Below are 12,259 nucleotides of genomic sequence, written 5' to 3' on the forward strand. Positions count from 1 at the left end.
AAACTCATCGCCGTGGGGACATAGGGCACCTGCCCCATCCCCCGGGCAGGGCCTTAGCTCCACGATGGCCAGGCATGACGACATCGACCTGGGCGGCGCCCCGCGTCCTGCGGGAGCGCAACGCCCGGCTGTATCTCAGCTGCGTGGTGGTCTCCGGCTTCGGTACCTCGGCGCTGTGGCTGGCCTCCGGTGTGTGGGTCAAGGTCCTCACCGGCTCCGACGGCCTGGCCGCGCTGTGCCTGCTCGCCATGTGGGCACCGACCCTGGCCGGGCCGGCGCTCGGCACCCTCGCCGACCGCGCCCGCCGCAAACCCCTCCTGATCTGCTCGAACCTGCTCCTGGCCGCCCTGCTGCTCACCCTCCTCACCGTCGACTCCCGAAGGGACCTGTGGCTCCTGTACGCGGTCCTGTTCGTCTACGGCGCCGCGGGCGTCGTCCATGACGCGGCCGAGTCCGCTCTCGTCACCGCGGTGGTACCCGCGGCCCTGCTCGGCGATTTCAACGGGCTGCGCATGACGGCGACCGAGGGCATGAAGCTGCTGGCACCCCTGGCCGGGGCGGGCCTGTACTCGGCGTACGGCGGTGGCAGCGTCGCCCTCCTGGATGCCGTGACGTTCGTGCTCGCCACGGGTGTGCTCTGCCGGCTCCGCGTCCCCGAGCGCAGACCTGAGCCGCCCGTCGGCACCTGGCGCGAACGGATGACGGAGGGCGCCCGCCACCTCCGGCACCACCCGCGTCTGCGCCCGCTGGTCCTGGCGGGCGGCGCCATGATGCTCTTCGCGGGCGTCGGCGGCGCGTTGCTCTACGCGGTCGTCGCGGGCCTCGGGCACTCGCCCGCCTACGCCGGTGTGCTGTACGCCGTACAGGGCGCCGGCTCGGTGGCGGTCGGGCTGCTGTCCGGGCCCGCGCTGCGCCTTCTCGGCGAGCGGCGGTTCGCCGCGTGCGGCATCGCCCTCACCGCCGGAGCCGTGGCCGTGCGGGCCGTCCCCTCCGAGCCGGTGACCCTGGCCTGCAGCGCCGCGAGCGGAGTGGGACTGCCGTGCGTTCTGATCGCGGCGCTGACCGCCGTGCAGCGCGAGACACCGGACGCGCTGCTTGGCCGTACGGCCGCCACGGCCAACACGCTGATGTTCACGCCCAACGTGATCGGGCTGGCCCTGGGAGCCCTACTGGTCGAACTGGCCGACTACCGGCTGCTGTTGCTGATCCTGGGAGCGGGACTGCTGGCTACGGCGGCCTTGCTGTTTCACAGCCCGGCGAGCGCCGACCGCACCGCCTCCAGGTCCCCGTCCGACGCCAACCCGGCGTGATACAGCCGCAGTTCCGTGGCCCCGCGGCCCCGGGCCTCGGCCGCGTCCGCGGCCAGGGTGTCCGGGCTGCCGCCCATCCCCGAGACCACGGGGAGGTTGGCGGCGATGACGGCCTCTTCCCGGCCCTGTTCGGCGAAGGGACTCAACGGGCCCGTACCGTCGGCGCACGGCACGACGACGCCGTCCGCGACGGACAGGATGTGCTCGGGGTCGACGCCCGGGTTGGCGCCGACGTGATAGGTCACCGGGTCGGCGTGCAGCAGCACCTGGAAGCCCTCGGGCGCCGCGTCGCGCACCGCACGGACCGCCGTCTCCTGGAGGGTGCGGGCGACCGGGTCGCGCCACGCGCGCGTGGCGGCCGCCTTCTCCTCGCCGAGCAGCTTCTCGACCCCGGCCCAGTCCCCGCCGTCGGGTGCGCCCCGCCACAGCGGTTCAAGCGCCTCGCGCACGGCGGCCGCCAACTCGTCGGCGTCCAGGCCCTGTTCGCCGTAGCCCTCCCGGCAGGCGGGGCAGAAGCAGAGCGCCATCAGATACATCCCGGCGTCCCCGAGCGGCACCCCGCCGGTCTTGTCGTGGGCGTGCAGATGCTGGAGCCCGTACCAGCCGAGTGACTCCAGTTCAGTGCCGCGGACCCCCGGTCGTACGGCTGCCTCGGCGGCCAGGTCGACGAGGTAAGCGCGCGTGGCGGGCTGGGCGATGCACGGGGCCCAGGGGTAGCGGTCGCCGTAGGCGTTGACGACGGAGGTGTCCGGATGCTCGGCGCCCAGGCGGGAGTTGTGCGCGAGCACGACCCACGTGTGCACCTCAAGACCGGCGTCCGCGAGCGCCGTCGCGGCCTCGCCGAAGGCGTCCCCGTGCGCCCAGTCGCCGGCCGGGTACGGCCGCAGCGCACGCCCGTCCCAGCGGCCGTCGGTCGGATACAGCACCGCGGCGTGCTCGGCCGTGACGATGCGGCGGCGCGGGTGGCGGGGCGTCAACGCGCGCGTGGAGTGGTAGGCGGCGGCGAGGGTCACCTGCCGCACGCCGAGCCCGGCGATGCGCGCGGCGGCCTCGGGGTCCCCGTTGACGTCCCAGGGGTAGACGAAAGCCGACGCCTTCACTTGCCTTCCTCCAGCAGCTCGTATCCGCGGTCGATCAGCTCGGCGAGCTGTTTCACATGATCCTCGGTGGGTTCGTGCAGGGGCGGCCGGACCTCCCCCACGTCCAGGCCGCGCAGCCGTACACCGGCCTTGACCAGGGCGACGGCGTAGCCGCGCCCCTGCGCGCGCAGCTCGACGAACGGGCGGTAGAAGCCGTCGAGGAGGCGGTGCGCGAGGGCGTCGTCGCCGGTCCGGAGGGCCTGGTGGAAGGCGAGGGCGATCTCGGGGACGAAGCAGAAGACCGCGGAGGAGTAGAGCGTGATGCCGATGCCGCGGTAGGCGAGCTGGGTCTGTTCGGCGGTCGGCAGGCCGTTGAAGTAGAGGAAGTCGCCGGGGGCCTCGGTGCGTACGGCGCTGACGACGCGCTGCATGAGGTCGAGGTCGCCGAGGCCGTCCTTGAAGCCGATGATCCCGTCGGTGCGGGCCAGCTCCACGACACTCTCCGGAGTGAACACGGCGTTGTCGCGCTGGTAGACGATGACGGGCAGACCGGTCGCCGCGGCCACCTCCCGGTAGTGCCGCAGCAGCCCCTCCTGTCCGGCGGTCACGAGGTACGGCGGCATGGCGAGCAGGCCGTCCGCACCGGCGGCCTCGGCGAGGCGGGCGTAGCGCACGGCGAGCGCGGTGCCGTATCCGGCACCGGCGACGACCGGCACGCGTCCGGCCGTCTCCTCGACGGCCGCCCGCACGCAGGTCTCGAACTCCTCCGGCGTGAGCGCGTGGAACTCACCGGTGCCACAGCACGCGAAGACCGCGGCCGCCCCGGCCTCGACCCCGCGGCGCACATGCGCGCGGTACACGTCGAGGTCGACCGAGCCGCCGGGACCGTAGGCGGTGACCGGGAAGAACAGCGGCCCGCTGGGCATACTGAGTCGCGCGGCGAGGGGGGCTGGCGTCACGGGCGCTCCCGGTTCCATGTTTATGATCGGCGTCTATATTTCTGAACGTCTACACGCTAAGCCGCCCCTTCAGGGCCGGTCAAGCGCGCCAACCCGCATCACACCAGCTGATTTCCGCCGCCTGCGCGCCGCCTGCGGGATACTTGACGGGCCCGGCTCCGGCTCCCTAGCGTGTCCATGGATGTGAATAGCGTGCACGCATACAGCCGCTCAACCGAAGGAGAAGCGCGGATGCCAGCCCCACGCACCGTTCTGCTCACCGGCGCCGCCGGCGGGCTCGGCACCCTGATGCGGAACCTGCTCCCGGCCTTCGGCTACGAGCTGCGCCTCCTCGACGTGCGCCCGATCGAGGGCGACCCGGACGCCGTCACCGCGGATCTCGCCGACAGGAAGGCCCTGCGCGAGGCCGTACGGGGCGTCGACGCGATCATCCACCTCGCCGGCATCTCCCTGGAAGCACCCTTCGAGAAGATCCTCGCGGCGAACATCGAGGGCACGTACAACCTGTACGAGGCCGCGCGCGAGGAAGGCGTCGGACGTATCGTCTTCGCCTCCTCCAACCACGCGGTCGGCTTCACCCCGCACCCATGGGGCGACACACCTCTTGATTCAAGCGTGCTGATCCCCATCGACACCCCGCGTCGCCCGGACACCTTCTACGGCCTGTCCAAGTCCTTCGGCGAGGACCTCGCCCAGCTCTACTGGGACAAGTACGGCCTGGAGACGGTGTCGGTACGCATCGGCTCCTGTTTCCCCGAGCCCACCAGCGTGCGCATGCTGTCGATCTGGATGAGCCCGCCGGACGGCGCCCGCCTCTTCCACGCGGCCCTGACCGCAGAGAGTGTCGGCCACACCGTCGTCTACGGCTCCTCCGCCAACACCCGCCTGTGGTGGGACCTGTCGACGGCACGGGCGCTGGGCTACGAGCCGCTGGACGACTCCGAGCCGTACGCGCAGAAGCTGATCGCCGAGCAGGGCGAGCTGGACCCGGAGAACATCGGGCACGCCTACCTGGGCGGCGCCTTCGTGAACGACCCGCCGATCTGGCCGTACTGACGTCCCTCACCGAGGCCGCCGAGCGGCCCGAAACGATCGTTCGCGACGGCGGGCGGGCACCGAACGGGCCCGCCCGCCGTCGCATTCGGGCACCACACCTGCCCGATCTCACGCCCTCGCTCACAGTCACGCAGGTCCGAGGCGGGCACTCCGCCCGGCAAACGGACCCATACGGGCAGCATCGGACCTGCAACAGGCCTGGTCAGTGACGCACGCCGGGGGTAGAACTTCCCCCGTGGGCCTCACCGGGCCCGAACGGGCAGTGGGCAAGGAAGCGGGTGCGGCGATGACGGCGAACACTGCGAAGTCGGCAGAGGAACGCCAGCGGGAGATCGTGCGCGCCGCGCGCACCACCGGCTCCGTCGACGTCACCGCGCTCGCCGCCGAACTGGGCGTGGCCAAGGAGACCGTACGGCGGGATCTGCGCGCCCTGGAGGACCACGGCCTGGTCCGCCGCACCCACGGCGGCGCCTACCCCGTGGAGAGCGCCGGCTTCGAGACGACGCTCGAATTCCGCGCCACCAGCCACGTACCCGAGAAGCGCAGGATCGCGGCCGCCGCGGCCGAGCTGATCGGGGACGCCGAGACGGTCTTCGTCGACGAGGGCTTCACCCCGCAGCTCATCGCCGAGGCGCTCCCCAGGGACCGGCCGCTGACCGTGGTCACCGCGTCCCTGCCGGTCGCGGGCTCGCTCGCCGACGCCGACGGCGTCTCCGTACTGCTCCTCGGCGGCCGGGTACGCCCCGGCACCCTCGCCACCGTCGACCACTGGACGACGAAGATGCTGGCCGGCTTCGTCATCGACCTCGCCTACATCGGCGCCAACGGCATCTCCCGCGAGCACGGCCTGACCACCCCCGACCCCGCGGTCAGCGAGGTCAAGGCACAGGCCATCCGTGCGGCGCGCCGCACGGTGTTCGCGGGCGTGCACACCAAGTTCGGAGCGGTCAGCTTCTGCCGCTTCGCGGAGATCGGCGCGCTGGAGACGATCGTCACGAGCACGCTGCTCCCCTCGGCCGAGGCCCACCGCTACTCCTTGCTGGGACCACAGGTCATCAGGGTCTGACCTGTCCAACCGGTCCACCCAGCTGTCACCCAAGGCATTCCCACACCCAAGAACGCCCCTTATATCCACCTATGTCCAGGAGCGATTCATGCGCACCCAGAGCCGACGACGGCCACCGCGAGCCACGCTCGCCATGGCCGCCGCAGGGACGCTGCTCGCCCCGCTGCTCTCCGGCTGTTGGGTCGGGGCGGGCGGGTCCGGTTCCGGCGGCAACTCCATCAACGTCCTGATGGTCAACAACCCGCAGATGGTGGAGCTGCAGAAGCTCACCAAGGCGCACTTCACCAAGGAGACCGGTATCAGGGTGAACTTCACCGTGCTGCCGGAGAACGACGTCCGCGACAAGATCAGCCAGGACTTCGCCAACCAGGCGGGCCAGTACGACGTGGCGACGCTCAGCAACTACGAGATACCGATCTACGCCAAGAACGGCTGGCTGCACGAGATGAACTCGTACGTGGCCAAGGACCCGGCGTACGACGAGCAGGACGTCCTCAAGCCGATGCGGCAGTCCCTGACCGCCGACGACGGCAAGCTCTACGGCCAGCCCTTCTACGGCGAGTCGTCCTTCCTGATGTACCGCAAGGACATCCTCGCCGAGAAGGGCCTGACGATGCCGGCCCGCCCCACCTGGGACCAGGTGGCGAAGATCGCCGCCGAGGTCGACGGGGCGAAGTCCGGGATGCGCGGCATCTGTCTGCGCGGTCTGCCCGGCTGGGGGGAGCTGATGGCCCCGCTGACCACCGTGGTGAACACCTTCGGCGGCACCTGGTTCGACAAGAACTGGACGGCGCACCTCGACTCCCCCGAGTTCGAGAGGGCGACGAGGTTCTACGTGGACCTGGTGCGAAAGCACGGTGAGTCGGGTGCCGCCCAGTCCGGCTTCGCCGAGTGCCTGAACAACATGACCCAGAGCAAGGTCGCCATGTGGTACGACGCCACGTCCGCGGCCGGATCCCTGGAGGCCAAGGGCTCCCCCGTCAAGGGCAAGCTCGGCTACGCCCCCGCCCCGGTCGAGAAGACGGACTCCTCCGGCTGGCTCTACACCTGGGCCTGGGGCATGCAGAAGGCGTCCCACAACTCCGACAAGGCCTGGAAGTTCGTGTCCTGGGCGTCCAGCAAGCAGTACGAGCAACTGGTCGGCGACACCAGCGGCTGGTCCAACGTGCCCGCCGGCAAGCGCGCCTCGACCTACACGAACGCGGACTACCGCAAGGAGGCCGGCGCCTTCCAGGAGATGACCAAGGAGGCCATCGAGGGCGCCAGGCCCAACGACCCGGGGGTGCAGCCGCGCCCCGCGCCCGGCATCCAGTTCGTCGGCATCCCCGAGTTCACCGATCTCGGCACCAAGGTCTCCCAGGAGATCAGCGCGGCCATCGCCGGACGCCAGTCCGTCGACTCGGCCCTGAAGAAGTCCCAGCAGCTCGCCGAGAAGATCTCGAAGGAGTACGAGGGACGATGAGCGCGACGACGACCGCCCCGATAGCGGCAACTCCCGTACGCACGACCCGCCGGCCCTCCGCCCGGCTGCGCGCCTGGTCCACCCGGGCCCCGCTGCTGCCCGCCCTGGTCTTCATGATCGCGGTGACCCAGCTGCCGTTCGTGGCCACCCTGGTGATCTCGTTCTTCGACTGGAACGCCCTCTATCCAAAGGCACGCCACTTCACCGGCTTCGACAACTACCAGGAGGTTCTCACCGACGCGGACCTGCGCCACTCGGTGTGGACGACGGTCCTGCTGACGGCGACGGTGGTCCTGGTCAGCCTGGTCCTGGGCATGGCACTCGCGCTCCTTCTGGACCGCAGGTTCAAGGGCCGCGGCGTGGTCCGTACGCTCCTGATCGCGCCCTTCCTGGTGGTCCCCGTAGCAGCGGCCCTCCTCTGGAAGCATGTGCTCTACAACCCCGAATACGGCCTCCTCAATGGGTTGTTGCACTATGTGGGCGGCCCCCAGCCGGACTGGATCTCCAACACCCCGCTGCTCGCGGTGGAGGCATCCCTGATCTGGCAGTGGACGCCGTTCATGATGCTGATCCTGCTGGCCGGCCTGCAGAGCCGCGACAACGAGCAGTTGGAGGCCGCGCGGGTCGACGGCGCGAACGACTGGCAGATCTTCCGCCATCTGACGCTTCCGCACCTGCGCCGCTACCTCGAACTGGGCGCGCTGCTCGGCTCGATCTACATCGTCCAGAACTTCGACGCGGTCTTCACGATCACGTCCGGCGGCCTGGGCACCGCCAACCTGCCCTACACCGTCTACCAGAGCTTCTACCAGGCCCACGAGAACGGCCTCGCCTCGGCCGCGGGCGTCCTGGTCGTCATCGGCTCGATCATCATCGCGACCTTCGCCCTGCGCGTCGTGTCGTCCCTCTTCCGCGAGGAGGTGTCCCGCGCATGAGCACGGTCGCCGCATCACCCCGCTCAACCTCCCCCCGCCGCAAGGGAGTCGGCCTGGGCCTGGTGGCCTGGCTGCTCGGGATCGTCTTCTTCCTGCCCATCGCGTGGATGGCGCTCACGTCCTTCCACTCGGAGTCGGACGCGGCGACCAACCCGCCGTCCTTCGGGGCCGCCCTGACCCTGGACGGCTACCGCGAGTTCTTCGGTACGGGCGGCGGCGCGAGTCCCTGGCCGGCACTGGTCAACTCCGTTGTGGCGTCGGTGGGTTCGACGGTCCTGGTCCTGCTGCTGGCCCTCCCGGCGGCGTACGCCCTCTCGATCCGCCCGGTGAAGAAGTGGACGGACGTCCTGTTCTTCTTCCTGTCGACGAAGATGCTCCCCGTGGTGGCCGGCCTGCTGCCGATCTACCTGTTCGCCAAGAACACGGACATGCTGGACAACATCTGGCTGCTGGTCATCCTCTACACCTCCATGAACCTGCCGATCGCGGTGTGGATGATGCAGTCGTTCCTCGCCGAGGTCCCGGTGGCCGTGATCGAGGCGGCGCAGATCGACGGCGCCCGGCTGCCGACGATCCTCGCGCGCGTGGTCGCCCCGATCGCCCTGCCCGGCATCGCCGCGACAGCTCTGATCTGCTTCATCTTCAGCTGGAACGAACTGCTCTTCGCCCGGGTCCTCACCGGGGTCGTGGCCGAGACCGCCCCGGTCTTCCTGACCGGCTTCATCACCAGCCAGGGCCTGTTCCTGGCGAAGGTGTGCGCCGCGTCGCTCGTCGTCTCCCTGCCGGTGCTCGCCGCGGGGTTCGCCGCCCAGGACAAGCTCGTCCAGGGCCTGTCGCTTGGAGCCGTGAAATGAAGGCCGCCGTCATCGAGTCCGTGGGCCGTGCCGTCGTCACCGAGGTCCCCGACCCGACGCCCGGTCCCCGCGAGGTCGTCGTCGAGGTCGCCGCCTGCGGGCTGTGCGGCACCGACCTGCACATCCTCCAGGGCGAGTTCGCACCGAAGCTGCCGATCGTGCCGGGGCACGAGTTCGCGGGCCAGGTGGTCGGGGTCGGCACCCAGGTGACGGAGATCGCGGTCGGCGACCGGGTGGCGGTGGACCCGTCCCTCTACTGCTACGAGTGCCGCCACTGCCGTACGGGCCACAACAACCTGTGCGAGCGGTGGGCCGCGATCGGTGTCACGACGGCCGGAGGCGCGGCGCAGTTCGCGGTGGCGCCGGTGGCCAACTGCGTGAAGCTGCCCGAGCACGTGCGCACGCAGGACGCGGCGCTGGTGGAACCCCTGTCGTGTGCCGTCCGCGGCTACGACGTGCTGCGCTCCCGCCTGGGCGCCCACGTGCTGATCTACGGCTCGGGGACCATGGGCCTGATGATGCTGGAGCTGGCCAAGCGCACGGGCGCGGCGAGTGTGGACGTGGTGGACCTGAATCCGGCCCGCCTGGAGACGGCGGGCCGGCTGGGAGTCTCGGCGTCGGCGGCCAGTGCCGACGAGCTGGAACGGCCGCAGGGCTGGGACGTCGTCATCGACGCCACCGGCAACGCGGCGGCGATCCAGGACGGCCTGGAGCGGGTGGCGAAGGCCGGCACGTTCCTGCAGTTCGGGGTCGCGGACTACGCGACGCGCGTGACGATCGACCCGTACCGCATCTACAACCAGGAGATCACCATCACCGGTTCGATGGCCGTCCTGCATAGTTTCGAACGGGCGGCCGAACTGTTCGCGAACGGTGTCCTCGACCCCGAGGTGTTCATCAGCGACCGGATCCCGCTGGAGCGTTACCCGCAGGCGCTGGACCAGTTCGCGTCCGGGGTGGGCCGCAAGATCGTGGTGGTGCCATAGGGTTTCCGCCCCCGCCGCCCTTACCCGTCCCGACCCGGGGCCGGCCCCCGGACCCCCGCTCCTCAAACGCCGGAGGGGCTGAATTCAGCTCGGCCAAATCCAGCCCGTCCGGCGTTTGAGGACGAGGCCGTTCAGGCCGAAGCGGGGGTCTGGGGGCGGCGGCCCCCAGGGGACGGGCAAGCCCCGGCGAATTGGCCGCTTGGTAAGGGAACGGTAAAGCGGCCTCGCTCGTTCACCCGGCATGACAGCTATGACCCCTGGCTCGAACATCCCTCTCCCCGTCGCGCGCGTGACGGTGGACGTCGCCGCCCCGGTGCGGCTCGACGTGTCGGGCCTGCTGCTCACCGCCGACGGCAAGGTGCGCTCCGACGAGGACTTCATCTTCTACAATCAGCCGGCCGGACCGGGCGTGACCTACCGGTCCGGCAGCGGTACGGCTCCGGACGCGATCGTCGTCGACACCGCCGCGCTCCCCCCGGGCATCGAGAAGATCGTCGTCACCGCCAGCCCGGACACCACCGGCCAGACCTTCCAGGGCATCGAACCGACGGCCACCATCCGCGGAGCGGACGACAACAGCGTCCTGGCCACGTTCACGCCCCCGCAGCTCGGCACCGAGACGGCGCTCGTGGTCGTCGAGATCTACCAGCGCAACGGCGCCTGGAAGGCCCGTGCGGTCGGCCAGGGCTACGCCAACGGCCTCGCGGGCATCGCCACCGACTTCGGCGTGACGGTGGAGGAGCCGGCCCCGGCAGCCGCCCCGCCGCAGCCGGTCGCCCCGCCGACGCCCACCCTCCAGACCCCGGTGGCCCCGCCCGCCCCCGCGGCCCCCGCTCCCGGCGCCGGGAAGATCAATCTCGACAAGGGCCGGGTCAGCCTCCAGAAGAACCAGACGGTGTCGCTGGTCAAGGGCGGCCGCCCGCTGCTCGCCCAGGTCAAGATGGGCCTCGGTTGGGAGCCGGCCTTCCGCGGCAAGGACATCGACCTCGACGCCTCGGTCATCGCCTACGGCCCGCAGCGCAACCACATCGACAGCTGCTACTTCGGCAAGCTGACCATCCTGAACGGGGCGGTCAAGCACTCCGGCGACAACCTCACGGGCGAGGGCGGCGGTGACGACGAGGTGATCGTGGTCGACCTCGGCCGACTCCCCCAGGAGGTCACGGCCCTCGTCTTCACGGTGAACTCCTTCTCCGGCCAGAAGTTCACCGAGGTCGCCAAGGCCTACTGCCGCCTCATCGACGCGGCGTCCGGCGAGGAGCTGGTCCGCTTCGACCTCACCGGCGCCGAGGCCCAGACCGGCGTCCTGATGGCCAAGCTGATCCGCCAGTTCTCCGGCGAGTGGGACATGACGGCCATGGGCGACTTCGTCAAGGCCCGCACGGTCCGCAACATGGTGAAGCCGGCCGCCCAGGCGCTCTAGCCGGCCGTACGACGGCGATGGGCGCCCCCGGCGAAAGGGGGCGCCCGGCGGTCCGCCGACCCCGCCCCCACCCCGGCTCGGGGGCCAGGACGGCTAAAAGAGCGCGCTGTACGCGTTCAGCGCCGGCTGTCCGCCCAGATGGGCGTAGAGCACGGTGGACTCACGGGCGATCTCTCCCCGCGCGACCAGGTCCACCATTCCGGCCATCGACTTCCCCTCGTACACGGGGTCGGTGACCATCCCCTCGGTGCGGGCCGCGAGTCGCATCGCCTCAAGGGTGGTCTCGTCGGGGATGCCGTACGTGCCCGCGTGGTACCGCTCGTCCAGCTCGACATCCGCTTCGGTCAACTCCCGCTTGACACCAATGAGTTGGCCGGTGTTCTGCGCGATCCGGGCGATCTGCTCCCGGGTCCGGACGGGCGCCGCCGAGGCGTCGATGCCCAGCACACGTCGGGGCCGGGCACCCGCCTCCTCCAGTGCGGCGAACCCGGCGACCATGCCCGCCTGGGTCGACCCGGTCACCGAGCACACCACCACGGTGTCGAAGAAGACCCCCGACTCCCGCTCCTGTTCCGCGACTTCGTACGCCCATCCGGCGAACCCGAGACCGCCGAGCGGATGGTCGGAGGCGCCGGCCGGGATCGCGTACGGCTTGCCGCCCGACTCCTCGACCTCCCTGAGCACCTGCTCCCAGCTCTCCTTGAAGCCGATCCCGAACCCGGCCTTCACCAGCCGTACGTCCGCACCGGCCAGCCTGCTGATCAGGATGTTGCCGACCTTGTCGTAGACGGAGTCGGGCCACTCCACCCAGCTCTCCTGGACCAGCACGCACTTGAGCCCGGCACGGGCGGCGACCGCGGCGACCTGACGGGTGTGGTTGGACTGGACCCCGCCGATCGACACGAGCGTGTCGCAGCCCTGCGCGAGCGCGTCGGCGACCAGGTACTCCAGCTTGCGGGTCTTGTTCCCGCCGTAGGCGACACCGGAGTTGCAGTCCTCGCGCTTGGCCCAGAGCGAGGCGCCGCCGAGGTGGGCGGTGAGCCGCTCCAGCGGATGCACCGGCGAGGGGCCGAAGAGGAGGGGGTAACGGTCGTACGAGGAAAGGGACATAGGTCCTCCCGGGGGTCGG

The 12,259-nt window shown here is 70.6% G+C and carries 11 protein-coding genes; 8 read left to right on the forward strand and 3 right to left on the reverse strand.

The window, feature by feature from the left end; translation table 11 throughout:
• The first annotated feature begins 74 nt into the window (after window positions 1-74).
• A complete protein-coding gene (locus OG870_RS11190; protein WP_266923657.1) occupies window positions 75-1,310 on the forward strand; it encodes an MFS transporter in 1,236 nt (411 codons plus the stop codon).
• Here OG870_RS11190 and OG870_RS11195 read toward each other — a convergent pair.
• Complete coding sequence (locus OG870_RS11195; RefSeq protein WP_266585564.1) at window positions 1,247-2,410, reverse strand: hypothetical protein; 1,164 nt, start codon at window positions 2,408-2,410, stop codon at window positions 1,247-1,249. The two genes, OG870_RS11190 and OG870_RS11195, sit on opposite strands and share 64 nt — an antisense overlap.
• Window positions 2,407-3,348 carry a 5-dehydro-4-deoxyglucarate dehydratase gene (locus OG870_RS11200; RefSeq protein ID WP_266923659.1) on the reverse strand — a complete coding sequence of 314 codons (942 nt, stop codon included), beginning with the start codon at window positions 3,346-3,348 and terminating at the stop codon, window positions 2,407-2,409. Before OG870_RS11200 ends, OG870_RS11195 begins: the two co-directional genes overlap by 4 nt.
• Before the next feature lie 231 nt (window positions 3,349-3,579).
• On the opposite strand from OG870_RS11200, the gene OG870_RS11205 reads away from it, so the two are divergent.
• The 7 genes from OG870_RS11205 to OG870_RS11235 all read left to right on the forward strand — a co-directional run bounded on the left by OG870_RS11205 (window position 3,580) and on the right by OG870_RS11235 (window position 11,130).
• On the forward strand, window positions 3,580-4,404 hold the full coding sequence (locus OG870_RS11205; protein ID WP_266923661.1) for an NAD-dependent epimerase/dehydratase family protein: 825 nt from the start codon (window positions 3,580-3,582) through the stop codon (window positions 4,402-4,404).
• A gap of 286 nt (window positions 4,405-4,690) precedes the next feature.
• Window positions 4,691-5,470, forward strand: a complete 780-nt coding sequence (locus OG870_RS11210; RefSeq protein WP_266512088.1) for a DeoR/GlpR family DNA-binding transcription regulator — start codon at window positions 4,691-4,693, stop codon at window positions 5,468-5,470.
• An 88-nt stretch (window positions 5,471-5,558) separates the two neighbouring features.
• Window positions 5,559-6,932, forward strand: coding sequence for an ABC transporter substrate-binding protein (locus tag OG870_RS11215; protein ID WP_266512091.1), 1,374 nt, complete (start codon window positions 5,559-5,561; stop codon window positions 6,930-6,932).
• On the forward strand, window positions 6,929-7,867 hold the full coding sequence (locus OG870_RS11220) for a carbohydrate ABC transporter permease (protein ID WP_266512094.1): 939 nt from the start codon (window positions 6,929-6,931) through the stop codon (window positions 7,865-7,867). Before OG870_RS11215 ends, OG870_RS11220 begins: the two co-directional genes overlap by 4 nt.
• The gene (locus OG870_RS11225; RefSeq protein WP_266512097.1) at window positions 7,864-8,721 is read left to right on the forward strand and encodes a carbohydrate ABC transporter permease; all 858 of its coding nucleotides are present in this window, start codon (window positions 7,864-7,866) and stop codon (window positions 8,719-8,721) included. The genes OG870_RS11220 and OG870_RS11225 overlap by 4 nt, the downstream gene beginning before the upstream one ends.
• Window positions 8,718-9,707, forward strand: coding sequence for a zinc-dependent alcohol dehydrogenase family protein (locus tag OG870_RS11230; RefSeq protein ID WP_266585559.1), 990 nt, complete (start codon window positions 8,718-8,720; stop codon window positions 9,705-9,707). The genes OG870_RS11225 and OG870_RS11230 overlap by 4 nt, the downstream gene beginning before the upstream one ends.
• A gap of 250 nt (window positions 9,708-9,957) precedes the next feature.
• Complete coding sequence (locus OG870_RS11235) at window positions 9,958-11,130, forward strand: TerD family protein (protein ID WP_266585557.1); 1,173 nt, start codon at window positions 9,958-9,960, stop codon at window positions 11,128-11,130.
• Window positions 11,131-11,223: 93 nt separating this feature from the next.
• On the opposite strand, the gene OG870_RS11240 is transcribed toward OG870_RS11235, so the two are convergent.
• The gene (locus OG870_RS11240; protein ID WP_266512104.1) at window positions 11,224-12,240 is read right to left on the reverse strand and encodes a 1-aminocyclopropane-1-carboxylate deaminase; all 1,017 of its coding nucleotides are present in this window, start codon (window positions 12,238-12,240) and stop codon (window positions 11,224-11,226) included.
• Window positions 12,241-12,259 lie beyond the last annotated feature (19 nt).

The organism is Streptomyces sp. NBC_00461 (assembly GCF_036013935.1).
In the GTDB taxonomy this organism is placed as follows: Bacteria; Actinomycetota; Actinomycetes; order Streptomycetales; family Streptomycetaceae; genus Streptomyces.